This window comes from Halalkalibacillus halophilus DSM 18494, from assembly GCF_000423105.1.
Lineage (GTDB): Bacteria > Bacillota > Bacilli > Bacillales > Alkalibacillaceae > Halalkalibacillus > Halalkalibacillus halophilus.
Genome location: NZ_AUHI01000010.1, coordinates 78,675 through 104,637, shown reverse-complemented (window position 1 = coordinate 104,637; position 25,963 = coordinate 78,675). Strand labels below are relative to the sequence as shown.

23 protein-coding genes and 2 other annotated features are annotated in these 25,963 nt (G+C 37.2%); of the genes, 1 reads left to right on the top strand and 22 read right to left on the bottom strand.

Annotated features, from left to right (window positions below):
• Window positions 1-174: 174 nt before the first annotated feature.
• The 10 genes from G532_RS0107770 to nrdR all read right to left on the bottom strand — a co-directional run bounded on the left by G532_RS0107770 (window position 175) and on the right by nrdR (window position 9,166).
• Complete coding sequence (locus G532_RS0107770) at window positions 175-1,107, bottom strand: IS3 family transposase (RefSeq protein WP_035512764.1); 933 nt, start codon at window positions 1,105-1,107, stop codon at window positions 175-177.
• A gap of 23 nt (window positions 1,108-1,130) precedes the next feature.
• Complete coding sequence (locus tag G532_RS0107765; RefSeq protein ID WP_027963579.1) at window positions 1,131-1,436, bottom strand: hypothetical protein; 306 nt, start codon at window positions 1,434-1,436, stop codon at window positions 1,131-1,133.
• Between the two features lie 229 nt (window positions 1,437-1,665).
• Window positions 1,666-2,022, bottom strand: a complete 357-nt coding sequence (gene rplT, locus G532_RS0107760; RefSeq protein ID WP_027964293.1) for a 50S ribosomal protein L20 — start codon at window positions 2,020-2,022, stop codon at window positions 1,666-1,668.
• Window positions 2,023-2,066: 44 nt separating this feature from the next.
• A complete protein-coding gene (gene rpmI, locus G532_RS0107755) occupies window positions 2,067-2,264 on the bottom strand; it encodes a 50S ribosomal protein L35 (protein ID WP_027964292.1) in 198 nt (65 codons plus the stop codon).
• 35 nt (window positions 2,265-2,299) lie between these two features.
• On the bottom strand, window positions 2,300-2,803 hold the full coding sequence (gene infC / locus G532_RS0107750) for a translation initiation factor IF-3 (RefSeq protein ID WP_027964291.1): 504 nt from the start codon (window positions 2,801-2,803) through the stop codon (window positions 2,300-2,302).
• Window positions 2,804-2,877: 74 nt separating this feature from the next.
• Window positions 2,878-3,023: a sequence feature (ribosomal protein L20 leader region), on the bottom strand.
• A 151-nt stretch (window positions 3,024-3,174) separates the two neighbouring features.
• Entirely contained in the window at window positions 3,175-5,115 is a 1,941-nt protein-coding gene (thrS, locus tag G532_RS0107745; RefSeq protein ID WP_027964290.1) for a threonine--tRNA ligase, read from the bottom strand.
• A gap of 74 nt (window positions 5,116-5,189) precedes the next feature.
• Window positions 5,190-5,424: a binding site (T-box leader), on the bottom strand.
• A gap of 59 nt (window positions 5,425-5,483) precedes the next feature.
• On the bottom strand, window positions 5,484-6,242 hold the full coding sequence (ytxC, locus tag G532_RS0107740) for a sporulation protein YtxC (RefSeq protein WP_027964289.1): 759 nt from the start codon (window positions 6,240-6,242) through the stop codon (window positions 5,484-5,486).
• An 85-nt stretch (window positions 6,243-6,327) separates the two neighbouring features.
• On the bottom strand, window positions 6,328-7,269 hold the full coding sequence (dnaI, locus tag G532_RS0107735) for a primosomal protein DnaI (protein WP_027964288.1): 942 nt from the start codon (window positions 7,267-7,269) through the stop codon (window positions 6,328-6,330).
• Window positions 7,270-7,281: 12 nt separating this feature from the next.
• The gene (locus G532_RS0107730; RefSeq protein ID WP_027964287.1) at window positions 7,282-8,679 is read right to left on the bottom strand and encodes a replication initiation and membrane attachment family protein; all 1,398 of its coding nucleotides are present in this window, start codon (window positions 8,677-8,679) and stop codon (window positions 7,282-7,284) included.
• A gap of 19 nt (window positions 8,680-8,698) precedes the next feature.
• A complete protein-coding gene (nrdR, locus tag G532_RS0107725; RefSeq protein ID WP_027964286.1) occupies window positions 8,699-9,166 on the bottom strand; it encodes a transcriptional regulator NrdR in 468 nt (155 codons plus the stop codon).
• Window positions 9,167-9,497: 331 nt separating this feature from the next.
• On the opposite strand from nrdR, the gene G532_RS15840 reads away from it, so the two are divergent.
• Window positions 9,498-10,843 (top strand): IS3 family transposase gene (locus G532_RS15840; RefSeq protein ID WP_245570124.1). Its coding sequence is split into 2 segments (ribosomal slippage): window positions 9,498-9,939 and window positions 9,939-10,843, totalling 1,347 coding nucleotides; the frame shifts between segments, so codons are not numbered across the junction.
• Between the two features lie 221 nt (window positions 10,844-11,064).
• Here G532_RS15840 and G532_RS0107710 read toward each other — a convergent pair.
• From G532_RS0107710 to G532_RS0107655, 12 genes are all read right to left on the bottom strand, one after another.
• Window positions 11,065-12,072, bottom strand: coding sequence for a glyceraldehyde-3-phosphate dehydrogenase (locus tag G532_RS0107710; protein WP_027964283.1), 1,008 nt, complete (start codon window positions 12,070-12,072; stop codon window positions 11,065-11,067).
• A gap of 218 nt (window positions 12,073-12,290) precedes the next feature.
• Window positions 12,291-12,896, bottom strand: coding sequence for a dephospho-CoA kinase (gene coaE, locus G532_RS0107705; protein ID WP_027964282.1), 606 nt, complete (start codon window positions 12,894-12,896; stop codon window positions 12,291-12,293).
• Between the two features lie 9 nt (window positions 12,897-12,905).
• Window positions 12,906-13,538 (bottom strand): sporulation membrane protein YtaF, encoded by a 633-nt coding sequence (ytaF, locus tag G532_RS0107700; RefSeq protein WP_027964281.1) that lies wholly within the window; start codon window positions 13,536-13,538, stop codon window positions 12,906-12,908.
• Window positions 13,539-13,600: 62 nt separating this feature from the next.
• Window positions 13,601-14,431: a DNA-formamidopyrimidine glycosylase gene (gene mutM, locus G532_RS0107695; RefSeq protein WP_027964280.1), complete on the bottom strand. Its 831-nt coding sequence runs from the start codon at window positions 14,429-14,431 to the stop codon at window positions 13,601-13,603.
• Between the two features lie 15 nt (window positions 14,432-14,446).
• Window positions 14,447-17,080 carry a DNA polymerase I gene (gene polA / locus G532_RS0107690; RefSeq protein WP_027964279.1) on the bottom strand — a complete coding sequence of 878 codons (2,634 nt, stop codon included), beginning with the start codon at window positions 17,078-17,080 and terminating at the stop codon, window positions 14,447-14,449.
• 32 nt (window positions 17,081-17,112) lie between these two features.
• Entirely contained in the window at window positions 17,113-18,831 is a 1,719-nt protein-coding gene (pnpS, locus tag G532_RS14995; protein WP_169513902.1) for a two-component system histidine kinase PnpS, read from the bottom strand.
• Between the two features lie 3 nt (window positions 18,832-18,834).
• Window positions 18,835-19,524: a response regulator transcription factor gene (locus G532_RS0107680; protein WP_027964278.1), complete on the bottom strand. Its 690-nt coding sequence runs from the start codon at window positions 19,522-19,524 to the stop codon at window positions 18,835-18,837.
• A 32-nt stretch (window positions 19,525-19,556) separates the two neighbouring features.
• A complete protein-coding gene (locus tag G532_RS0107675; protein ID WP_245570123.1) occupies window positions 19,557-21,587 on the bottom strand; it encodes a thioredoxin domain-containing protein in 2,031 nt (676 codons plus the stop codon).
• A gap of 165 nt (window positions 21,588-21,752) precedes the next feature.
• Window positions 21,753-22,700 carry a malate dehydrogenase gene (mdh, locus tag G532_RS0107670; RefSeq protein ID WP_027964276.1) on the bottom strand — a complete coding sequence of 316 codons (948 nt, stop codon included), beginning with the start codon at window positions 22,698-22,700 and terminating at the stop codon, window positions 21,753-21,755.
• 25 nt (window positions 22,701-22,725) lie between these two features.
• Window positions 22,726-24,003, bottom strand: a complete 1,278-nt coding sequence (gene icd, locus G532_RS0107665) for an NADP-dependent isocitrate dehydrogenase (RefSeq protein WP_281170532.1) — start codon at window positions 24,001-24,003, stop codon at window positions 22,726-22,728.
• Between the two features lie 155 nt (window positions 24,004-24,158).
• Entirely contained in the window at window positions 24,159-25,274 is a 1,116-nt protein-coding gene (gene citZ / locus G532_RS0107660) for a citrate synthase (RefSeq protein WP_027964274.1), read from the bottom strand.
• A 203-nt stretch (window positions 25,275-25,477) separates the two neighbouring features.
• Window positions 25,478-25,951 carry a DUF441 domain-containing protein gene (locus G532_RS0107655; protein ID WP_027964273.1) on the bottom strand — a complete coding sequence of 158 codons (474 nt, stop codon included), beginning with the start codon at window positions 25,949-25,951 and terminating at the stop codon, window positions 25,478-25,480.
• Window positions 25,952-25,963 lie beyond the last annotated feature (12 nt).

Here is a 25,963-nt window from a genome sequence, read left to right as displayed (position 1 = left end):
TATTGGTTTTTCCCACCCAAACTTAGAATTGCTTAAGTTTGCTTCTTTTTAGAGTCCAATGAACTTGACAAGGAGCCTCTGGAGAGGCGATTTGCTCCGAAAGACCGAGTTGAATATTTCGGCAGCTCTCTAGGCTATCACCTCTCCCTCTCCTTATCAAGTTCCTTTCTAGTGTCAAATCGAAAGGGGTTCTTGTGTTATATGCCCCGCTCTCCAACGCTCATAAAAAACATCTGGAGATAAATTCTTTAGACTGCCATGGGGTCGATCGTAATTATAGAAATCGGTGAATTCATTTATATAGTGATAGGCTTCGTCGTATAGATGGAATGGATGTCGATCGAAACACTCAGCCTGTAAACGGCTAAAATAAGATTCAATATAAGCATTCATATCAGGCGTACGTGGTGGAATTCGTTCATGATATAAGTCTCGGTTTACACAATAATCACCAAAATGTTCGCTCACAAACTGAGGCCCATTATCCGTTCGGATAATAAGGTTGTCATTCGGTGGTTTAAAGTGAATCTTTCTGCGAATCAATGCTTTAGTCATCATCAGGGTGACATCCTTTGCCCGGCAACTGGGTCCCATGTATGAACCTACAATAGATCGGTCAAATACATCGATAACACTACAGACAAATACGAAGCGTGGTGAATGTGCAATCTTGCCGTATTTGATATCCATTTGCCATAGCTGATTGGACTGACTAATCTGATGCTTTATCGCTAATTTCCTAGGATGTTTAGATTTGCGCTCATATTTTGGTTTTAAGATATTCAGTTCATCACAGATTCGAAATCCTTTTTTATGATTAATCTGGATATTGTGCCGGTCTCGCAAAAGCGCAACCCATTTGCGGTATCCTAATGCGCCATACCAATCATGCTCAGCGAATTCCATAAGCAAATCTTCAATGAAGGCATCTGGTACAATCGTTCCATCGAATGTTTTTGAGAATCCTGGAACGGGTCGTCCTCTCTTCAGCGTTTCTTTCTCAACAGAAGCAGATTTGCTTCGGTAGTAGGTTGACCGAGGCAGTTCTAGTATTTTTAATAGTCGACTGACCGCAAATCCTTCTGTGCGCCATTCATCAACGATCATGGCTCGATAGTCTTCATTTGGATTTAACTCTTTTTTTTTAATTCGTCACGTAGTATGGCTAGTTCTAGTTCTTTTTTTCCAAGAAGGCTCATCGCCTCTTCAAAACGCTCTTTATAGTCTTGAGTAGTCCATTCGCCGTCTAATAACTTCACACCTTCACGTTCCATTTCATCGCGAACTTCCGTTTCATATTCTTTAATCCAATTTCGAAGTGTGTCCACACAGATTCCTGCAGACTTAGCCGTTGAAGAATACTGCATGGTTTCAAGGGCAATACGAACATACTTCTTTTTCACGTTTTCAATAACATCAATTTTCCTTTTAGCCATCTTCTCACCACCCTTCTTTTAGGACGAGAATACGTCTTATTTTAAGTGTATTCTGAACCCTAAAATTTGTCCAAGGTATTAAGGGGGCTTAAAAGAAACTCAACTTTATATCCACAATTGTTTACATTTATGAAGAAAAGTTCAACTATATCCACAATTCTCTATTTCCCAATCAAAGATAAATTCAAAAAAACACCTTCCCGAATAGAGAAGGTGTTCATTTAGGTTATTATTTAAGTGCTGATTTTGCTTTTCCTGCTAATTCAGCAAATCCTTGCTCATCGTTAACTGCCAGTTCAGCTAGCATTTTACGGTTAACATCAATTCCGGCAAGTTTTAATCCGTGCATTAGACGGCTATATGAAATGTCATTCATACGTGCAGCCGCATTGATACGTGCGATCCATAATTTACGGAAGTCACGTTTCTTTTGACGACGGTCACGGTATGCATACTGACCTGATTTCATTACTTGTTGTTTCGCTGTTTTAAATAAAGTTCTCTTCGAACCATAATACCCTTTTGCTAGTTTCAACGTACGACGACGACGTTGACGTGTAACTGTTCCACCTTTAACACGTGGCATGGGAATCCCTCCTGTTTTTCAATCTTAAAATTTATCTATCTTCTTTATTTGTAAGGTAAAAGTTTCTTTAGACGACCTTCGTCAGCTTTTGAAACCATTCCACTTTTCGCTAAACGACGCTTTTGGCTTTTCGTTTTGTTACGGAATAAGTGGCTTGTGAACGCATGAGAGCGTTTGAATTTTCCAGATCCAGTCTTGCTGAAACGCTTTTGTGAACTTTTGTGCGTTTTCATTTTTGGCATAATGAAGTCCTCCTTGTTTAATGTCGTTTGAAACCTTATTTTTCGACTTTAGGTGCGAGCATTAAGAACATGTTACGCCCTTCCATCTTCGGTTTTGTTTCAATAGTAGCATGCTCTGTACATCCATCTGCAAAGCGCTCAAGTACTTTTTGGCCTAATTCTTTATGCGTGATTGCACGTCCGCGGAAACGAACACTTACTTTCACCTTGTCGCCATTTTTTAAGAACTTGTGTGCATTACGTAACTTCGTATTAAAGTCATGTTCTTCAATTACTGGAGTTAAACGTACTTCTTTTACGTTAACGATTTTTTGCTTTTTACGCGCTTCTTTTTCTTTCTTCTGTTGTTCGAAGCGGTATTTCCCGTAGTCCATAATCTTTCCTACAGGCGGTTTCGCATTTGGTGCCACTAAGACTAAGTCTAAGTTCGCATTCTCTGCGATATCCAAAGCTTCTTGGCGCGTTTTAACTCCTAATTGATCACCATTGACGTCAATGAGTCTCAATTCTTTTGCTCTAATACCCTCATTAACATTCATATCTCTGCTAATAGTGAGCCACCTCCATGGTTTGTTCAAAAATTTCAGGCGTCCTCGACAAGCTTTCATTTATTCGCATAAAAAAAGCGTCGGTACACATTCTGCACCCACACTACATTTCCACACATTATACGATTTAGACGTATAAAAGAAAATATATGAACCTGTCAACTGCTTTTTGCGTCAATCAGGTGAGAAGCGGGTGCTTCTACTTGTCATAATTCTGCCTTATTAAGTTTACTTAAAGAAGTATACCTATAAATCATTGCTTTGTCAACATGTTTAAAAAGCTGGTAACAATGAATCTATTGTTACCCCCGTATAGCTTTCAACATCAGAAAGCGGCTGTGCAAAAGCACAACCGCTACTTATCATAACTTACGTGCACTAATCTCGTCAATGAGCCCACTCACAAAATTGGATAAACTTTCAGTAGTACTATCCTTATCCCCATATTTACGAATGTTCACTGCTAGCTCTTCTTGTTCGTGATCACCTAAAACAATAGAGTATGGTATCTTTTGTGTTTGTGATTCACGAATCTTATAACCCAATTTCTCATCTCGTAAATCTAAATCTACACGAATTCCTGCTTTTCTTAATTCATCTTCTACCTTTTTAGCATAATCCATGTGAGCATCTAGTGATACTGGTATAATCCTGACTTGTTCTGGAGCTAACCACGTAGGGAACGCACCTTTATATTCTTCAATTAAAAATGCAACAAAACGTTCCATCGTTCCAACAACACCACGGTGAATAACTACCGGACGATGTTCTTTGCCATCTTCACCAATATAAGTTAAATCAAAGCGTTCAGGTAAATGAAAGTCTAGTTGCACAGTTGACATGGTTTCGTCTTTTCCTAAAGCTGTTTTAACCTGTACATCTAATTTTGGACCATAAAATGCCGCTTCACCTGTTGCTTCCACATATTCTACATCCAACTCTTCCATTGTATCCTTTAATAATGCTTCTGCTTTATTCCACATTTCATCGTTATCCACATATTTTTCATTATCTTCTGGGTCACGATAAGATAAACGGAAGTAATAATCATGAATACCGAAATCCTTATACACGTTTTGAATAAGCTCAACCACTCGTATAAATTCCTCTTTTAATTGATCTGGACGAGCAAAAATGTGAGCATCATTTAAAGTCATTCCTCGTACACGCTGTAGCCCAGCTAGTGCTCCAGACATTTCATGACGATGCATTGTTCCTAGTTCAGCAATTCGAACGGGTAGATGACGGTAGCTATATAATTGGTTTTTATAAACCATCATATGGTGCGGGCAGTTCATCGGACGAAGTACTAGGTCCTCATTATCCATCTCCATAACCGGAAACATATCGTCTTGATAATGATCCCAGTGACCACTTGTCTTATAAAGGTCCACACTTCCGAGTACTGGAGTGTAAACATGGTCATAGCCTAAACGTTCTTCAATGTCGACGATATAACGTTCAATCGTACGACGAATAGTAGCCCCTTTAGGTAGCCATAACGGTAACCCTTGGCCAACTTTTTGTGAAACGGTAAAGATATCAAGTTCTTTTCCAAGTTTACGATGATCACGTTCTTTTGCTTCTTCTAATAAGCGTAAATGCTCATCTAGCTGATCTTTTTTCTCAAAAGCAGTTCCGTAGACACGTTGTAACATTTTATTGTCACTATCGCCTCTCCAATAAGCCCCTGAGATATTTAACAACTTAAAGACTTTAATCTTACCAGTATGAGGCACATGAACCCCTCGACAAAGGTCAAAAAACTCACCTTGCTCATAAAAGGAAATCGATTCTCCTTCTGGAATATCGTCGATTAACTCTAACTTTAGATCATCACCGATTTCACGGTAGCGATCCTTTGCCTCTTCTCTAGATAATTCCACACGTTTTACTTCTAATGCTTCATCTACAATTCTTTTCATTTCTTTTTCAATTTTCGGTAGGTCTTCCGGTGTAATTGTTTCTTCCATATCTATATCATAGTAAAATCCACCTTCAATGGTTGGCCCTACTCCAAGTTTTACGTTGTTGTATAAACGTTTGATTGCTTGAGCCATTAAGTGAGCAGAAGAGTGTCTTAAAACATCTGTTCCTTCTTCATCGCGATACGTAATGATTTGAATTTCTCCATCTGCTTCAATAGGAGCTCTTAAGTCAATCATTTCCCCGTTTAACTTTCCGGCTAATGCTTGTTTTTTCAGTCCGGAACTAATCGACCCGGCAATCTCTTCTGTCGTTGTTCCTTTTTCAAACTCCTTGTGATTACCATCTGGAAATGTAATTTGAATTACTTCAGACATCATACTCACTCCTTTGATTTATTGTTTTGGTGTTTACAAAATAAAAAACACCCGCCCCTAAATTCTCATTCGAAAATAGGGACGAGTGTAGCTAATATACCCGTGGTTCCACCCTGATTCTGCTAATAGTAGCAGCACTCAGTAAGTCATAGTCATTATCGCTGACAAACGGTTATCGCTAATAGAAAGTCGTTCACAATAACAGCTTAAAGGTGGTAATTATATCATCTCACTAGAAAGCTCACAGCCTTGGCTTTCTTCTCTGAAAAGCTTGAATGAATACAATCATATCCTCATCATTGCTTTAATTATTATTATAATTACGTATTATAACTAGTACATGTGACAAAAGCAAGCATTTTTTAGGATTAACTTGTTTTATAAATAATCTTGGTTCTTTCTTCAAAAATCGACCAAATCGCATGCAATTCATGAGAAAAACTTTCTGAGGTATGTATAACCACAGACTCCGGTTTTAATTTGATAAGATCTTGCAATAAAGTTGACTGTGTAGGATAACTAGTCAAAGGTACTGGAAGCCGGTCGAGTTCTTCTTCTGTGATTTTTTGACCATTTTCATTGTAAATGGAATAATCATTTTCTAAAAATACGTGCACCTCTTTATAATAAAAAGGCTGTGCTTGAATAAATTTTCGAGCGTCATCCATGGTTGCTTGGAAGGTTGCTTCCCCTTGGTATGATTCAATAGCAAACCCTATAATTTCAGGCCACGCATCCCAGTAGTCAAACAGTCTTTCTTCCAATTTTCTTAAAGAAAGCATCCCATCTGAAGAAAGAACTCTAGAATAATACACTACTCGTTCGTACAAAGTTTCGGTAATGCTACTATGAAGTTGTTTTGCAGAACTTATCACTTCTTTCACGTACGGCAAAAGATCTTCCATCTCTGCCTGGTCATAATAATAAGTGTCAGTAAATATTTTTCTAGCTTGATTTGGAACCCATTGCTGTATAACATACTGATAGATCTGATTAATCAATTGAAGTGATTCCCCAGCATTTACATATAAATATAATCCTGACCTTACTACTTCATGTTTATGTATATATGGTATAAGTGCTCGTGCTTGTTGTTGGTCTTTTACTAAAAAAACAATCTTGTCCACCCAACATCCCTCTCTCATTCATCTAAATACTATAAGCCTATGAATAAAAGTGGCAGTTCATGAACAAAGACTGCTTTCTAATTAATTATGATTTATTTCGAAAGTTTTCACCATCTACACCAATTGCTACACTAACTTGTTCAATTCGCTCCATAATACGAGCAGCTTTTAACTGATCTAACTCACCTTTTCCTGATTTCGCTAATAGGGATTCGAGTTCATCTAAGCTGTAATTCGAAGTGAAGAAAACAGGTAAACGTTCCATCATTCGAAATTGTAAGATGGCACCCAACACTTCATCTCGAAACCAAGGAGATAAGAATTCTGCACCAATATCATCTAAGATCAAAACCGTTGCCCTTTTAAAGCGGTCAATCTTTTCATTTATAGTGGAATCAGAGATTGATGCTTTCATTTCCCTAACAAACTCAGGCATATAAATAAAATACGTGTCCACTTTCTTTTTTGCCAGCTCATTCGCTAATGCGGCTAAGAGATATGTTTTTCCAACACCAAAACTTCCGTGCAAGTAAGCACCTTTTTCAGGTACGACTCCATTTTCACTGTCCTCATAAAACTTACTAATATGAGTTAATGCTTTGGATCGGCCATTTGCTTTTAAGTGCAACTGAGAAAAAGTTGCTTCATGAATTTCTCTAGGCATGTGCAAACTTTTCACAAATGCTTGTTGTTCTAGTTCTTTTAGCTGTTTTTCTTTGCGAGGACATTCGTGATACATCAATTTAATTTTTCTGTCTTCTACTCGTGCCTGAGGTGCATAACCAGGGATCACATTAATACAATTCTCTAAGGAACCACACTTTTCACAAGCTAAAGATGCGGATTTATATTCATACAATTTCATTAATTGCTTTGAAATATCTTCATCCGTTAATTCCGGGTGTTTTTCAAGTAATTGTTGGATGCGATCTGATTCTAATACTTTCGCTCGCATTTCTTCCATGGAAGCTTGAAACCCTTCTTTATTTTTTAACCATTGTTTCAGGGCTGACTGTATCGGTTCCATTTAACTCACCCTTCATTTTTTCGATTGAGAAAAACTTTTAAAAAATGCTTCTAACTCCTCTTGGTTCTCTTCCGCTTGATCGGTTGATGGAGGGCCATGTTTTTTTTCATCTTCTGAACGTTTTTCTTCCTGTTGCTCTTTAAACCATTTAGGTAAAACTTCTTTAGAGTCTGTTTTCTTTTTCTGTGTTTGTTTCTTCTTTTCTTGCCACGTTTGATAAATATGATGCTCCCGTTTGGCAATATCCATCGCTTGTTTTGCAGTGGAAATATTTTCTCTACTCCAATGAGAAGCTATTGTATCAATATAGTTCTTCGATAATTTATTTTGATTCTTTTTTAAAACGTAGTCAACTAAGACGTTCATTACCGGCTGCTTTAGTCCATGCGTTTCCATAATCGAAGTAATCATTTCTAATTCTTTAAATGAAGCTATTCCTGAACTTGACTGATCTTCTAAAAGTTCTCTGTGTGTGATTGTATGGAAATGTTTAATTAATTCTGTTTCCTTTTCTGAAGTACCTTCTTCAGAAGCATTGTCTGTACTAACTGGCTCCTCCTGTACTTTTACAGGTGTAGAGTTTTGTTCCTCTTTCCGATAAAGTCTAGGTGGCACAGAACCGTGTTTTTTATGATAAACATCTTTACACATATCAATAAACTCATCTCTGTCAAATGTCCCGTCTTCTGTAACTGCCCAGATCAAAGCTTTTTCTAAACTAACGTAATCAACATCATAGATCTTCATCATTTTTTCAACGAATGCTAAGTTTGAATTCGTCAAAATATGCTTAGGTTCTACATTTTGTTGCGTCAACATTTTATACATCCACTCTAAAGGCAATTCTGTTTCTATTGCTTCTTTCTTTTCCTCTGACTTCTCCACATTCATTGTTTTAGAATGCTCTTCAGGTAAAGTCGTAAACACTTCATCAAAGCGTTTGGTTACTTTTGATACATTAGACGGTAGGACAGCTTGGTTACTAATTCGTTTCTTTAATTGCTGAAAAACCTCTTTACCTACATGGTGTTCTAATAAAACAGCTAGTGTAGGATTATTGAAAAAACCTTCTGCTGATTCAGGTCGTTTCAACACATAATAAAAAGTAGTATAAGCCCCATCCTCTTTATATGTTTCCATTAGATTTAACCCCTCTAGACGTTGCCTTGCATCATAAAAGGTGTCTAAAGATATATTTAAAAGGCTCATAAGTTGATGATGTGATAAAGATGATTGCGGGGAACGAAAATTCGACTCTTTCCATAATGCTTGATACAAGGCCACGCTTTCCATACCTAATAAAGGCTGGTATAAAAGTGTCAATACAGTATCTGCATTTTGATAGAAGGATTCATTTTTGATAATTTTCATTCGATCATTTGGTAGTAATTGTTTCATCCGATCCTTCATCATGTCACCCCTTAACTACTTAAGAATCCTTTTTAGTGCGTTCCATCATATCATTCAATTCACTCATGAAGACATTAATATCTTTAAATTGACGGTAGACAGAAGCAAACCTAACATAAGCTACTTCATCTACTTCCGCTAATCGATCCATAATTAATTCTCCGATGTCATCGCTCTTAATTTCAGAATTCCCTTGATTTCTTAAGTCTCTTTCTACTTCAAAGGCAATCTGTTCTATTTGCTCTAATGAAACTGGCCGTTTCTCACACGATTTAATTAATCCACGCTTGATTTTCTCGCGATTGAATTGCTCTCGAGTTCCTTCTTTTTTCACTACAACTAAAGGAATTTCTTCCACTCGTTCGAAAGTTGTAAATCGATAATTACATTGATCGCATTCTCTTCTTCTTCGGATAGATTTCCCTTCATCAATTGGACGGGAATCTAATACTCTTGTTCCTTTATCATCACAGTTTGGGCACTTCATCGTTAGCACACCTCAATTACTTCTCGAAATTTCATTGTTTTATTGTTTTTAGTATAACAAATAAATGCCTGTTCATGTTACTGTGATCGTGATTTATGATAGTGGATATACAGTATGGTTAGAGTGAACCGAGTTGTTTTTTTAATTACAAATAAAAAAAGCTGGGACAACTTAAAGTGCCAGCATGAAAATTCGAACTATTAAATGCGGTGCGACTAACTCGCTCCTGAAATAGACTGCGCTTTCCGCGCGGAGCTGGTGAGCCTCCTCGAGCAAAGTGAACTGCACCCCAATTATTGGACACCACACTCAATTTTTGGAGGTGCAGTTTATGTATGATAAACGCTTTAAATATTCCGTTGTGGAACGTTATTTAAATGAACGAATCAGTTATCGCGAGTTAGCTGATGACGTTGGTATGGACGCATCGACCTTACGCCACTGGATTAAGTTGGTTCATTATCATGGAGAAAATGCTTTTACACCGCCCTATACAAAATATCCTGGGGACTTTAAAATAGAGGTAATTAAACGTATAGAAGATGATGGGGCATCCATCCGTGATACGGCAGCGTTTTTTAAAATTCCTGATATCTCCATGGTGCGAAAGTGGAAAAAGAAATGGGAGGAAGATGGGGAAGATGCCTTTGATTCGACTAGTCGAAAGGGGCAACCTATCATGACCAAAAATAACTCTTTCCATAACGACTCGAAGCGATCGAAAGAAAGTTTAGAAGCAGAAGTGAAACAATTACGGATGGAAAATGATTATTTAAAAAAGTTGAACGCCTTAGTTCACAAAAAGGAACAATCACAACCAAAGACAAAGCGCAAGTAATCCATGAACTAAGGCATACCTATCCTGTCAGAGCTCTTTTATTGTTAGCTGGTATCCCTAAGAGCACCTATTATTATTGGATGGATCAAATGGGTCAACCAGACCCAGACGCCTCCTTAAAAAAACGCATCTCGGATATCTACCATCAGCACAAAGGCCGTTATGGGTACCGTCGAATTAGAGATGAATTAGCTAATCAAGGCTACCACGTGAACCATAAAAAAGTGTTGCGCTTGATGCGTGAGTTAGGTCTTCAATGTGTTGTTCGCGTCAAGAAGTATCGTTCCTATAAAGGTGGCGTAGGCGAGACGGCACCGAACCTTTTAGACCGTGACTTTACAGCGGAACGTCCTAACCAAAAATGGGCAACGGATATCACAGAGTTCAAGATTGGCAGTGAAAAACTCTACCTATCCGCTATTATGGACTTGTTTAACGGTGAACTTATCGCCTATTCGATTCATAGTAGGCCAACCTATGCTTTAGTATCAACCATGATGGATGAGGCATTAACACGACTAGATGACAACGACCAACTGCTTATCCATTCCGACCAAGGTTGGCATTATCAAATGAAGCAATATCGTCAAACCTTGGCTGATCATAACATTACGCAAAGCATGTCACGCAAAGGCAATTGTTTCGATAACGCCGTGATAGAGAATTTTTTCGGGATCATGAAGTCAGAGTTTCTCTATATCACCCACTTTGATAGTGCGGACCAATTTAAACACGAGCTAATCGATTATATGAAGTACTATAATGAGGACCGGATCAAATCCAAATTAAAAGGCATGAGTCCAATCCATTATCGATTGAATCATGCCCAAGTTAGTTAAATATAAAGTGTCCAATAAACGGGGTTCACTCCAGCTTGCTCGAGGAGGCTCACCTAAACTCTATTTCACGCGAAGAGCTGGACGCTCAAGTGTCGGCGTTGGTCACAGGACGTGACCGAATTTAGCCGACCAGGAGTCTCCGTCTATTTCATCCGCTTTTCATAAGCTTTGTTCGGAATATTCATGACCGCAGACACTTTTGTCCCAGCCTCATAAAATTATTATAATTTTGAGCCTACATATTTCGCTAAATCTACAACGCGACAAGAATAGCCCCATTCATTGTCGTACCATGCTAATATTTTCACCTTGTTTCCGTGCATCACCATTGTAGATAAACCGTCTACGATAGATGAGTAAGGAGAAGTCGTGTAATCAATAGAAACAAGCGGATCGTCATTAATGGATAAATAACCTTTCAAATCCGTTTCCATGGATTTATAAAATGCCTCGTTAACTTCAGACTTCGTTACATCCCTTCTAAGGTCGACAACTAAATCAACTAAAGACACGTTTGGTGTTGGAACACGCAGAGCCATTCCATGTAACTTGCCTTCTAGTGATGGCATGACTTCATTAATTGCTTTCGCAGCTCCTGTAGAGGTCGGAATAATCGATGTTGTACAACCTCTTGCACGACGCAAATCTTTGTGCGGATTATCTAAATTATTTTGATCATTTGTAAAAGCATGTACAGTGGTCATCAAACCACTTTCAATTCCGAATCTGTCATCTAGCACTTTAGCGACTGGTGCTAAACAATTTGTAGTACATGATGCATTTGATATGACATGGTGTTGACCAGACATATATGTATCTTCATTCACTCCCATGACAACCGTATGATCAGCAGGTTTACCCGGAGCAGTTAAAATAACTTTTTTCGCACCAGCAGAGATATGAGCAAAAGCTTTCTTATTATCATTGAACTTACCAGTAGCTTCTAACACAATATCAATTTCTAACTTTTCCCAAGGTAAGTCGCCAGGGTTACGACTCGATACGATATTTATTGGACGATTATCTACAAAGAGCTTCCCTTCTTCTACTTTCACTTCACCATCATATTGACCATGAACAGAATCATATTTAATTAAATGAGCTAACGTTTCAACCGGATAGCTCGCGTTAATTGCGATTACTTTTAATTGAGAATCTTTCATTGCTCGGCGAAAAACCATTCTACCGATTCGACCAAACCCATTTATTGCTACACGTGTACCACTCACAAAAAAACCCCCTACAACATTTAGTGTTATACTTTTTCTAGGAAAATCTCAAAAATAGTATAACACATTAAAATGTTCTAGCGGATATAATTTTCAAATTTCATGTTCTTTTTTGCAGGTATAGTTCCTTGTATTCCGCATTTAGTATGGGTTAAGGAAAAATAAAATAAATATTTAATAAAAAAGATAATATTTGAAATAAAACATTATCTAAATAATTATGTCACATAAATATTCCACTCTGATAACAACTGCTTTAATTGTTGTTTACTATCCTCAACCGTACCCCCATTATCAATGATCGCATCTGCCCGATCTCTTTTTTCCGTTACGGGGATTTGAGCGTTTATTCTTTCTAATGCCTCCGCTTCTGTACTTTCATCCCGAGCTATAAGTCGTTGTTTTTGTAGCTCTGGGGAAATATACACAACCAAAACTCGATCGACGTAATCAAAGAGTTCACTTTCAAATAATAATGGTATATCCATAACGACTAATGCTTCATTTTGCTTTTTATATTGATCTCGTTCCGTAAGCATTTTTCTTCGGATCTCCGGATGTATGATTTCATTTAATGCTTTTCGCTCTTCTTCATTCTCAAACACTTTCTTACCGAGAGCTTTGCGATTAATCGTTAGGTCCGCTTCTAAAACTTCTTCTCCAAAGTGATCTACAATAGCACGATAAGCCTTCTCACCAGGTTTCACTACTTCTCTTGCAATAAGATCAGCATCAACCACTGGGAATCCCCATTCTTTGAACATTGCTGATATAGTCGACTTTCCTGTTGCTATACTTCCTGTTAACCCTACTACTAAAGTCACTTTGATCCCCTACCTTATAAAATTCCAAATTCCTAAACTAATTAAGATGATACCCGGAAGACATGCAAATGGTTGAAGCCAATTGCACTTATTTACTACTCCTCCTGCTAACCACCCTAAATGAAGGCATACAAGGGAGGTCATACCTATTACCATTGCACAAATAATGACTGGAACAGGCAAAAATGCTGCTCCAATCCCGGTCGCAAACGAATCAATGGAAAGGGCAATGGCAACAACAATTGCTTCCATACCTTTAATAGACCCGGAGTAATCATGGTCTGCCACTTGGGGTTTTTTTAAGATTTCCCAGATTTTACGTATACTTAGCAAGTTTTCTTCGACATTCTTATAATGCCGTACTTTTACACGTTGTTCTTGTATCCATTGATATAGAGCCCACATTCCGATCGCAATTAATATTAGCCCACCAAGTATATTAGATAGAAATGGAAGCACATACTTAGCTGCACTACCTAATACACCTCCTAATAGAAAGCTACATGACGTAAACAATCCAATCACTAGGTAGGTTGGTTTACTTAATTTTATCGAACGCAATCGATACGTCAGTCCGAAGAAAAAGCTGTCAAAACTAACAGCTATACTAATAATTAAGATCACAAACAATAAATCGAACAAGAGGTCAGCCCCCTTCATAAGACGTTGCCATTTATCTTATGAAAGGTTTCACTCCTTTGTGTTTATTCAAGCAGTTGACAATTCGGGCAAAAATGAGTACCTCTTCCGCCTACTTTTATTTTCTCAATCAGCGTTGAACATACTTTGCACGGTTTTTCTGTTTGATCATAGACTGCTAACTGTAACTGAAACATTCCTATTTCTCCTAAGGAATTTAAGTATGAACGGATAGATGTACCACCCTTCTCCACTGCATCCGACAAGACACGAACAATGTTTGCCTGTAAGCTTTCTACTTCTTGTTCTCTTAAACTATTAGCTAGCCGTTCTGGATGAATATTACTCCAAAATAATGCTTCATCTACATAAATATTACCCAAACCAGTAACGATCGATTGATCTAATAAGGCAGGCTTGATTTTTCTTTGCGTTTTTTGAAGTGCCTTCCCTAAATAAACAGCGGAGAATTCTTCACTAAATGGCTCCAGACCCAGTTTATTTATCGGCTTTGTGTTTAACTCTTCCCCTTTAGGTTTTAAATGCATCGTACCGAATTTTCGTACATCTCTATATCTTAGTTCTTTTCCATTACTCAAATGAAAAATAATATGTGTATGCAAATCTTTAGGTTCTAAAGCAGTGAATACACCATATTTACCTTCCATGCGTAAATGGGAAACCATAACATGATCATCTAGATGAAATAACAAAAATTTACCTAACCTCTTAATCGATTGAAAGGATTGACCTTCTAATAATTGTTTAAACATAAATTGATCATCAGGTTCTTTAATGATTCCAGGATAAATTATTTCGACTTCTTCAATCTTTGTTTGAGTAATTATTGGTTCTAAAGTTCTTCTAACTGTTTCAACTTCTGGCAATTCTGGCATTGATGAATTCTCCTCTTACTTCGCGTCATACCATGTGTCTCCATACGAAGCATCGACTAATAATGGGACAGCTAATTCTACTGTTTGTTCCATGGCTTTAACGATAAGCTTTTCTAACTTCTCCACGTCATCTCTTTTAACTTCGAATATCAATTCGTCATGTACTTGTAAAAGCAGATTCGCTTCCACATTCGTTTCACTGAGTGCCTGTTTTACATCAATCATTGCCTGCTTAATTACGTCGGCTGCACTACCTTGAATTGGTGAATTCATTGCAGTACGTTCTGCAAAGCTTCTTCTATTAAAATTACGACTGTTAATATCCTCTAGATAACGTCGGCGTTTCATAATCGTTTCAACAAAACCATCTCTTTTAGCTTGTTTCACGATCTCATCCATATATTCTTTTACACCAGGGTAACTTTCTAAATACTTTTCAATAAATATATTCGCTTCTTTTCTTGTAATTCCAAGACTCTGGCTTAAACCATAATCACTTATTCCATAAACGATTCCGAAGTTTACTGCTTTTGCCTGACGACGCATTAAGCTATCAACTTCCTCTGGTTTTACGTTAAACACATCCATGGCTGTTTGTGTGTGAATGTCCTTTTCGTTTCTAAAAGCCTCAATCAGTTTTTCATCCTTTGCAATATGAGCTAGTACTCGTAATTCAATCTGAGAATAGTCAGCGGCAAAAATAACCCAACCTTGTTCAGAAGGAATAAATGCTTGTCTAATTTTACGACCTTCTTCCAATCGAATTGGAATGTTTTGTAGATTTGGATCAATCGAACTTAACCGTCCCGTTTGGGTAAGAACTTGATTAAAACGAGTGTGGATTTTCGATGTATCTTCGTGTACCACTTTAAGTAAACCATCTAAATACGTAGATTGAAGCTTTCCAAGTTGTCTATATAATAAGATTTTTGCGACCACTTCATGTTCGTGCTCCAATTTCTCTAATACGTCTGCAGAAGTGGAATAGCCCGTCTTCGTTTTCTTGATCACGGGTAAATTTAACTCTTCAAAAAGAACTTTCCCTAATTGTTTAGGAGAATTTATATTAAACGTGCTACCAGCTAGATCATGGATTTCTTTCTCTATCGTTTCTAATCGTTGCTTCAAATCAGCTTGCATCGCTTGTAGACGTTCAACATCTACTGCCACACCGATATATTCCATGTCAGCTAATATATCAGAAAGTGGCATCTCCAGTTCATAATATAAATTCTCTTGCTCATTCTTTCCTAGTGCTTCTGCCAAGACCTGATGAAGGTCTTTACCCACAATTGCTTTTCTAACTACGTGCTCATGGTAGACGCCCTCTTCAGGAAGCTTTTGTTTCGCTCCTTTACCATATATTTCTTCATCATACGAAACGTCTAAAAGTCCGTGACTATGTGCAATCGAAGGTAAGTCGTGATAACTTGAAGATGGATTGACAATATAAGAGGCTAATTGTAAATCAAATATCACACCACTAATTTCAAGCCCTCTCCATTTTAAAGCTACTTTTATACTTTTATGATTATCGACAATCTTAGGTTGCGCCGAGTCTTTAAGCCATGAATTGAATTCTTTCGATTGGATAGCAATTTCTGTTGGTAAGAAAAAATTCCCTTTTTCATTTACAAAGGAGAACCCTATTAACTCTGCCTCATGATAGTTATCAGTTAACATTTCTGCAATTAAAACAGTACTTTTTTCGCTACCAAGAGTTGAATCAAACTCATCTAATACTTGATAAGATATTTCTTTTTTCTTAGCAGCTTCTGGGTCCTCTTCTCCCTCGACTTGGTTCATTAAAGATTGAAATCCATAAGCTTTGAAAAAGTTAATTACTTCCTGTGTTTTATATCCGGAGAATATAGTATCTTCAACGGTAATTTCAATAGGTGAGTCTTGGTTAATGGTTACAAGATCTTTACTCATAAAAGCGTCTTCTTTATGGTTGGTTAAATTCTCGTGTAACTTTTTCCCGCTCACTTGATCAAGATTTTCATATAAGTTCTCGATGGTACCAAACTGTTTCAATAGCTTAACCGCCGTTTTTTCTCCAACTCCTGGAACTCCTGGAATGTTATCTGATTTATCCCCCATTAATGCTTTTAAATCAATGACTTGATCTCGTGTGATACCCATTTTTTCTTCTAAAAATGAAGGGGTATAAGCTTCAATTTCAGTAATACCTTTTTTGGTTAAAGCTACAGTTGTATGGTCAGTAGCCAATTGTAGCAAGTCCTTATCACCTGAAATAATCATCGTATTATTTTTGCTTTGATCCGCCTGTTTAGCCAAAGTGCCAATAATATCATCCGCTTCAAAACGATCAAGCTCATAATGTTTTATTCCAAATGCATCTAATAACTCTCTAACAACTGGGAATTGTTCAGAAAGCTCGGGAGGTGTTTTTTGACGACCACCTTTATATTCCTTATACGTATCATGACGGAATGTCGTTTTACCTGCATCAAATGCTACTAATACATGGCTTGGGTCATTTTCTTCTAATACCTTTAATAACATTTTAGTAAATCCAAATGCTGCATTAGTGTGTACACCTTGTTCATTACTCAACAGAGGTAACGCGAAGAACGCACGGTATAATATACTATTTCCATCAATTAATATTAAATCATCGGACAAGTTAAACACCTCTTCTAAAGTCTTTCTATCAATTATAACAAAAGATTACCGGTTTCTTGAGGAATCCGTATCAAAATTGTTGTTCCATGGTCTGCTTTACTATCTATTTCAATATTCCCTTCGTGGGCTTCTACTATATGTTTAACAATCGATAGACCAAGGCCAGTACCACCTGAATCTCTACTTCTTCCTTTGTCCACACGGTAAAATCTTTCAAAGATACGTTCTTGTTCTTCTGAATTCATCCCTATCCCCGTATCGACCACCTTAATTATTACTTCCTGTTCATCCTTATATACTTCCCAATCAATGGAGCCTTGAGGATTGGAATACTTGATCGCATTAGAGAATAAATTCAAAATTAATTGCTGTAGCCTGTAATAGTCTGCTTGTATAAATAAATCTGATTCTACTGTAATCTTTAAATCAATGCTTTTTTCTTGCACTTGCTCATGCATTATTTGTGCGACGTGATTCATCAATTCTTGTGCCGAAAAAGTAGATAAATCTAGAGTAAAATCGTCTTTTTCGATGACAGATAGCTGTAATAAATCTTGAATTAATAAATTGAGTCGCTTGCTTTCTTTTTCAATTATAAGCAGAAATTGCTCTACTAGTTCTGGATCATCCGTGTTCCCATCCAGTAATGTTTCTGCGAATCCTTGAATGGAGGTAATTGGAGTTCTTAGCTCATGAGAAACATTTGCAACAAAGTCTTTACGAATATTTTCAAGTCGCTTAATTTCAGTCACTTCATGAGAGACGACAATGACGCCTTTCCATTCTTTTTCTTCATCTTTTATTGGTGCTACATAAATGTTAACGTATTTTCCGCCTTCTATCTCAAATGTCCCTTGCTTTTTCTTTTCGGTAAAAATTGCTGACTGTATTAACTGATTAAGCGGTTCATGCGGAACGATTTCATAATAAATCTCGCCGAATATCTCCGAAGCATCAATCTTAAATTGTTGAATAAATGCCTCATTCGTTAAACGGACCATCCCATGTTCATTAATTAATAATGCTCCGCTTTCCATGTTGTTTATTACAGTCTTTAATCGATTATTTTGATTCTCATACTTTGAGGTTAAGTTCTCTAAGTGACGTGCTAATTGATTAATAGATTGACTAAGATTAGAAGCAAACCCATATGGTACATCGTGGATCCTTGCTTTAAAATCTCCGTCAGCTAACGATTTCGTTGTCGTCGTTGCTTTCCGAACAGGTTCTACATAACTTTCATATAGACGATTTCCAAACCCTATGATTAAAATTGCCGAGAATAAACTAAAGAATATAACTATCCAAATCATTGTAGTTCTATACGTAGCAATAGAAGTATCAGCAGATAGAAGGGCAAGTGTATTACCATTTAATTCTGTAAAATAGACTATGCGATCTTCAATAACCTTTGAAGATTCCTGACCTTCACCTTGCGATCGAATCTCCCGTAATAGCAAGACGTTACTTGTAGTCAATGTATGATAAAATTCCTCTGCACTCTGGTCACTATAAAAGAAATCCAGGGAGTACCTTTCTTCAAAGTTCTCTAGAACCGGTACTACATCACCTGTCTCTGCATCCTCTATTTCTTCTTCAATCGCTTGAGTATAAGTTTGAAGCTGTGATTCCTCTGATTGAACAATAAAGTGCTTACCTACTTGATAAAACAGTACTCCTAATAAGCTAATGAATAAAACACTAAAGAAAACAATAAATATGATTGCCCGTTTATCCAACATATTTTTCATCATTTATCCCTCAATTTTATAGCCGACACCACGGACGGTTTTAATTAACGCTGGGTTCTTAGGTTCCTCTTCCAGCTTTTCTCTGAGGTGACTGATATGCACATCAACAATTCTAGTATCTCCAATAAAATCAAAGTCCCAAATATCTTGTAAAAGCACTTCTCTTTTTACTGGTTTAGGTGATTCTTTCGCTAAATATAGTAACAATTCAAATTCTTTTTTCGTAAAAGAAATGGGGTGATCACCTTTGAACACTTCATAGGTTTCCTCTGAAATGGTGATATCTTTGAACGAGATTTTTGACAAAGACGACGTTTGACTATTTGGGGTACTTCTTCTTAATAAGGCATTGACACGAGCTATTAATTCTTTGGTACTAAAAGGCTTGGTCATATAATCATCTGCCCCAGTATCTAAACCAGAAATTTTATCTGCCTCTTCCCCTTTTGCTGTGAGCATAATAATAGGTAGATCCATACCAAGTTCCCTGAGCTCTTTACAAATCTCCATGCCGTCTTTACCTGGTAACATAAGATCCAACACAATTAAATCTGGAGAATGTTGTACTACATGGTCTACTACATGTGTTCCTTCATTTAACACGGTTGTTTCATAGTCCTGTTGCTTTAAGTTATAATCAATTAACGTCGTAATCGACTGTTCATCATCTACTACTAAAATATGTTTGCTCATTATTCTAGTCGCCTCCCTAAGAACTGAATATATTAAGAAATTATATTTGAAACTTCATTATAAACATCGGTTGATGGCATATTGCATGTAAAGTTTTCACACACAAAAATGGTAGGTTGGGAATTCTTTTGATTAAATTCTTTAGTAAAAGGTGCAAGTTGTTTTAATTCATCAGCGCTTTCTGCAACCAAAATAGAAACATTAGGCAAAAACGTTTTTTGAAGATCATGAAGTGGCAATTGATTTTGATCACCTAATAGCACTACTTCTTTTGTGGCATGAGTTTCTAATAACACACTTTGCATAAAGAACGTGCTTCCATGCGGGTATTTTGATAACAACTTATAAAAAGTTGAATGTAGTTCCTCCAAACATTTCCCATAACCAGGCTCAGCCGTAAACGCATATAATTTAGTTAAGACATAAGATGCAACACTATTACCAGAAGGAGTAGCTCCATCATGTAACTCTTTATCTCTTTTTATTAAAGCTTCCGCATCATTTCCATAAAAGAAGAATCCTCCATGATCCTCATCCCAAAATAAATCAATCATAGCGTTCACCATTTGCTTTGCTTTATTTAAGTAAGTTAAATCGTAAGAGGCTTCATATAATTCAAGATATGCCCAAGCGAGATAAGCATAATCATCTAGAAACCCTTTATGCTTCACATCACCATCTCGATACCGAGCCATCACTCGACTATTTACTATTAACTTGTTTTCAAGATCTTCTATTGCTTGAATCGCCAAACGAAAATAGGATGGATTGGAAAGTGCCTGTGAAGCTTTAGACAGTCCAACGATCACCATTGCATTCCAGCTTGTTAGTATTTTATCGTCTACATGGGGATATGTTCTTTGTTGGCGAGTTTGATAAAGAATAGCTTTAGCTTCGTTTAACTTTTTATTTAGCTGCGTTTCTTCTAACTGGAACTTCGTTTGAATTGTTGCAAAATCTGCAAGAGATGTCTGCGGAATATTTTCACCTTGAAAATTTCCTTCTGGCGTTATTTGGTAAGCATGTACAAATAAATGTGCTAAATCCTCTTCAAGAACCTCGAATATTTCATGATAACTCCAAGTATAGTACTTTCCTTCGACACCTTCTGAATCTGCATCAATGGCAGCATAAAAAGTACCACTATCTGAACGCATTTCTGAAGTAAGGAATTCAATTACTTCTTCACATATTTTTAGGTAAAATTCATTCCCAGTGATTTGATAAGCTTCACTATATGCTACTAATAACAAACCATTATCGTATAGCATCTTTTCAAAATGTGGGACTTCAAAGGCTTGGTCGGTCGCATAACGTGTGAAACCTCCACCAATATGATCATAAAGGCCACTTTTCCCCATTTTTTGTAAGGTTGTTTCCGCAATGTTAAGTGCAAGTTGGTCTTCTTTCATGTGATGGTATTTTAATAAAAAATAAATATGGTGAGGAGTTGGGAACTTTGGAGCCTCCCCAAAGCCTCCATAAGTCGAATCAAAATCATTAACTAAATTTTGAAAGGCAAGCTCAACATGCTCATTACTTAATTGTTCGTTGCCTTTTTGCATTACTGTTCTGGAAAGGGCATCTTTAATATTGTTAGTCACTTCTTCAACTTGTCCAGGTTTTGTTTGGTAGGTTTCGGCTAATTGGATTAGAACATCTTTGATTCCTGGCATGCCATGTTTGCTAGTAGGTGGAAAATAAGTACCAGCATAAAATGGAATTTGTTCAGGAGTCATGAATATACTTAATGGCCAACCACCATGACCAGCCATTTGTTGTGCTAATTTCATATAAATCGAATCAATGTCCGGCCGTTCTTCTCGGTCGACTTTGATTGCAATATAGTCTGTATTAATTAATTCTGCCACTTCTGGGTCTTCAAATGATTCGTGAGCCATGACGTGGCACCAATGACAAGTAGAATATCCTATACTAAGGAATATCGGTTTATTTTCAGCTTTCGCGCGATCAAAAGCTTCCTGCCCCCATGGAAACCAGTCCACTGGGTTTTCTTTATGTTGTAGTAAATAAGGTGACTTTTCGTTTTGTAGACGGTTCATCGACTCACTTCCTAACATATAAACGTAGTTAAATAATAACATATCCGATTTTATAACAGATATTTATGACAAAGGTTTACATACTCTTAACATAGTTTGTAGAATTTTTGGGTAATAAAAGAAAAAGTTCGAGACAAATGTCTCGAACTTTTTCTCTATTGATAATTAGTCGTTTTCTGCTAATATCTTAATAACGTCTCTTACGGATTCAGCTGACTGATCTAATTTTGCTTTTTCCTCTTCTGTTAAATCTAACTCAAGAATTTCTTCAATTCCATTACCACCCAGAATAGTTGGTACTCCTAGGTACATGTCATTGTAGCCATATTCCCCTTCTAGATAAGCAATGGAAGGCAGAATCCTGCGTTGATCTTTAAGAATTGCTTCCACCATCTCAGTAATGGAAGCAGCTGGAGCGTAATATGCAGACCCATTGCCTAACAATCCTACGATTTCTCCTCCACCTTTTCGAGTGCGATCCACTATTGCATCTAAACGTTCTTTAGAAATCAATTTTTCTAATGGAATTCCACCAGCGAAAGAGTACCGTAACATCGGTACCATGTCGTCTCCATGTCCTCCTAGCACAAATCCGGTAATATCTTTAACAGATACATTTAATTCCTGTGCTACAAATGTACGAAAACGGGCAGTGTCTAACACTCCAGACTGCCCAATCACTCGATTCTTAGGTAGTCCAGCCTCTTGAAAAACAGAATAAGTCATCGCGTCAACAGGGTTTGTTAACACGATAATATAACAATCTGGAGAATGCTTAACGATTTCTTTTGTAACACTTTTCATGATTTTAGAATTAGTTGCTACTAAATCGTCACGGCTCATGCCAGGCTTACGAGCAATTCCTGCAGTAATCACAACCACATCTGAACCACTTGTGTCTTTATAATCAGATGTACCAACAATGGAAGAGTCGAATCCTTGAACCGGACTCGCTTCTAACATATCCAGGGCTTTTCCCTTTGTTGGATCTTCCATATCAGGAACATCGACTAAAACAACATCAGCTAGTTCTTTCTGTGCCGTCATTAACGCAGTAGTTGCACCAGTAAAACCGGCACCAATAACTGAAACTTTTCTACGTTTAATCGTCATTGTTAATCCTCCTAGAGTAAGCGTATTACTTCATGTTCTTAATAAGCTCATCAGCAAATTCAGAACATTTCACTTCTGTAGCGCCGTCCATTAGACGAGCAAAGTCATACGTAACTACTTTGTTACCAATTGTTTTATCCATAGATTGATGGATTAACTCACTAGCTTCTCTCCAACCTAAGTGATCTAACATCAATGTTCCAGATAAAATAACAGAAGATGGGTTCACTTTATCTTGGCCAGCGTACTTCGGTGCAGTACCATGCGTAGCTTCGAAAATAGCATGTCCAGTCTCATGATTGATATTAGCTCCTGGAGCAATTCCGATTCCGCCTACTTGTGCAGCTAAAGCGTCAGAAACATAGTCACCATTCAAGTTCATAGTAGCAACAACATCAAACTCTTTTGGACGAGTAAGGATTTGTTGTAAGAAGATATCTGCGATGGAATCTTTAATGATAATTCTTCCAGCGTCTTCTGCTTCTTTTTGTACACGATCCGCTTCTTCGCGTCCTTTATCTTCTACAATTTGATCATACTCTTTCCAAGTGAACACTTTATCGCCGTATTCACGTTCTGCAAGGTCGTAACCCCATGATTTGAAAGCACCTTCTGTAAACTTCATGATGTTTCCTTTATGAACTAAAGTAACACTCTTCTTGCCTTCATCAATCGCATAGTCAATTGCAGAGCGCACTAAACGTTCTGTACCTTCTTTTGATACAGGTTTTACACCGATACCAGAAGTTTCTGGGAAACGAATATTTTTAACTCCCATTTCATCTTGTAAGAAGTTAATTACTTTTTTCACTTCGTCTGTACCTTCTTGCCATTCAACACCTGCATAGATGTCCTCTGTGTTTTCACGGAAGATTTGCATATCTACATCTTGTGGGCGCTTAACGGGTGATGGTACTCCTGAGAAGTGACGTACAGGACGTAAACAAGTGAATAGGTCTAGTTCTTGACGTAAAGCTACGTTTAAAGAACGAATTCCTCCACCAATTGGAGTTGTTAATGGACCTTTAATCGCAACTTTATAATCACGAATAGTATCTAATGTCTCTGCTGGAAGCCATTCACCAGTTTGATCTTTTGCTTTCTGACCTGCAAGTACTTCTTTCCACTCGATGCCTTTTTCGCCATTATAAGCTTGTTCTACTGCCGCTTCTAATACACGAGATGCTGCTTTCCAAATATCTGGACCAGTTCCGTCCCCTTCAATAAATGGAATAATTGCTTTGTTTGGTACATTCATCTTGCCATTTTCAACAGTAATTTTTTCTGCTTGTGTCAATGTAATAACCTCCTGAATAATCTATTATTTTTTGAGAATGAATGACGTAAATTCATTTTACTTACCTCATATTCTTTTACGTCTCTTTCTTATAAGTAAATGAACAGCACAAAAGCCGGTTTCCCGGCTTTTGCATCTGTATAAAGCCTTATTTTAATGAATTATCGCTTATCAATTGATACATAAGCTTGTTTATCTGGACCAACGTAATCTGCACGTGGACGAATTAAACGGTTATCTGCATATTGTTCAAGAATATGAGCTAACCAACCAGATACACGGCTTACAGCGAAGATTGGTGTGAATAGGTCATGGTCAATACCTAAGCTGTGATAAACAGAAGCAGAATAAAAGTCTACGTTTGCAGGTAAACCTTTTTCTTCTTTAATAAACTCTTCAATTTTAACAGACATGTTGTACCATTTAGCTTCTCCAGTAATATCTGAAAGCTGTTTAGACATATCACGTAGATATTTCGCACGTGGATCTCCATTTTCATATACACGGTGACCCATACCCATTATTTTTTCTTTTTTCGCAAACTTGTCCTTAATATAATCAATTGCACGGTCTTCTTCACCAATTTCATCTAACATAGCCATTACGCGCTCGTTTGCTCCACCATGTAATGGTCCTTTTAATGCGCCGATAGCTGCTGTTACACCAGAATAAACATCTGACAATGTTGCTACACAAACACGTGCAGTAAACGTCGATGCGTTTAATTCGTGATCTGCGTGAAGAACTAATGCTTTATTAAATGCTTCTTCTTCTGTTGCTTCTGGCTCTTTCCCATTAAGCATATACAAGAAGTTAGCTGCATAACTTAAATCGGATTTCGGTGCTACAACATCTTTTCCATTACGGATACGTCCGAATGCTGTAACAATAGCTGAAATTTTTGCTTGTAATCGAAGGGCTTTACGACGGTTTGCTTCTTCATTCATTTCGTCTGCCTCTTCATCATAAAGACCAAGCATCGAAATTGCTGTACGAAGCGCTGCCATTGGATGCACTGTTTTTAAATCGTAGGATTTCAAATGATCGATAATCTCTTGAGGAACAGCCATATTATTAGCAAGTTCTTTCTTTAATGAATCAAGTTCACTTTTTGTTGGAAGTTTTTGATTCCATAATAAATAAATAACTTCTTCAAAACTTGAGTTTTCTGCTAAATCATCAATGTCATAACCAACATACGTTAGCTTGTCATCGATAATTGAACTAATCGCTGATTCTGTTGCTACAATACCTTCTAGGCCTTTAGCGTTAGACATACAATCTCTCCTTTTAGTATCAATGGTTCATAGTTCGATGTGTACACTTTCGACAATAATATAACATCTATCCCACCAACCATTATAAACAAATTTCGATAGAAAGTGAAACTATTTATACATATAAAATTCATAAATACGTATAACTTCACATAACTAATACTATATATTCCCGTATAAATATAGCTTAAACGTAAATGGTTTTAAGATATGAACCTCAGAACAGCGTCGACTGACTGCATAATTAAATATGCAATACCTGCACCAATCAATGGTCCAACAGCTATTCCTTGGAATAGGACAACTCCTAAAATGGTACCCAAAACTAATGCAGCAGTTAAATGGGGGTCATTAGCCAATAAGGTTAATCCGTCCTTTGCAATATAAGCTACAAAAGCTCCTGCACCAATTGCGATCCAAGCATAATAAGATTTCAAACTATTCATCAAGTCGGAAAAACCAATTTCTCCAGTAGCAATTGGTACAAGTACAGCTACGGTGATCACTACTACTCCAATAAAAATTCCCTTTGACTCCACAAATGGTAGCACTCTATCTTCCAATCGGAACAATTTAATTCCTAATAGGATATAGACTGCAATTAGAATAGCTTGATTTTTGGCAATGTATCCAAGACCTAATAATATTAGTAAAAAAATAGTTGATGCTGAAAACATATATTCACCTCT

Bases quoted from the DNA above. Each gene is read 5' to 3' on its own strand.
- rplT (WP_027964293.1), bottom strand. From the start codon at position 2,022: ATGCCACGTGTTAAAGGTGGAACAGTTACACGTCAACGTCGTCGTCGT.
- G532_RS0107765 (WP_027963579.1), bottom strand. From the start codon at position 1,436: ATGGCTAAAAGGAAAATTGATGTTATTGAAAACGTGAAAAAGAAGTAT.
- thrS (WP_027964290.1), bottom strand. From the start codon at position 5,115: ATGTCTGAAGTAATTCAAATTACATTTCCAGATGGTAATCACAAGGAG.
- mutM (WP_027964280.1), bottom strand. From the start codon at position 14,431: ATGCCAGAATTGCCAGAAGTTGAAACAGTTAGAAGAACTTTAGAACCA.
- rpmI (WP_027964292.1), bottom strand. From the start codon at position 2,264: ATGCCAAAAATGAAAACGCACAAAAGTTCACAAAAGCGTTTCAGCAAG.
- dnaI (WP_027964288.1), bottom strand. From the start codon at position 7,269: ATGGAACCGATACAGTCAGCCCTGAAACAATGGTTAAAAAATAAAGAA.
- G532_RS0107730 (WP_027964287.1), bottom strand. From the start codon at position 8,679: ATGAAGGATCGGATGAAACAATTACTACCAAATGATCGAATGAAAATT.
- G532_RS0107770 (WP_035512764.1), bottom strand. From the start codon at position 1,107: ATGATCGTTGATGAATGGCGCACAGAAGGATTTGCGGTCAGTCGACTA.
- citZ (WP_027964274.1), bottom strand. From the start codon at position 25,274: ATGTCTAACGCTAAAGGCCTAGAAGGTATTGTAGCAACAGAATCAGCG.
- G532_RS0107655 (WP_027964273.1), bottom strand. From the start codon at position 25,951: ATGTTTTCAGCATCAACTATTTTTTTACTAATATTATTAGGTCTTGGA.
- G532_RS0107680 (WP_027964278.1), bottom strand. From the start codon at position 19,524: ATGAGCAAACATATTTTAGTAGTAGATGATGAACAGTCGATTACGACG.
- nrdR (WP_027964286.1), bottom strand. From the start codon at position 9,166: ATGAAGTGCCCAAACTGTGATGATAAAGGAACAAGAGTATTAGATTCC.
- G532_RS0107675 (WP_245570123.1), bottom strand. From the start codon at position 21,587: ATGAACCGTCTACAAAACGAAAAGTCACCTTATTTACTACAACATAAA.
- mdh (WP_027964276.1), bottom strand. From the start codon at position 22,700: ATGACGATTAAACGTAGAAAAGTTTCAGTTATTGGTGCCGGTTTTACT.
- infC (WP_027964291.1), bottom strand. From the start codon at position 2,803: ATGAATGTTAATGAGGGTATTAGAGCAAAAGAATTGAGACTCATTGAC.
- pnpS (WP_169513902.1), bottom strand. From the start codon at position 18,831: ATGAAAAATATGTTGGATAAACGGGCAATCATATTTATTGTTTTCTTT.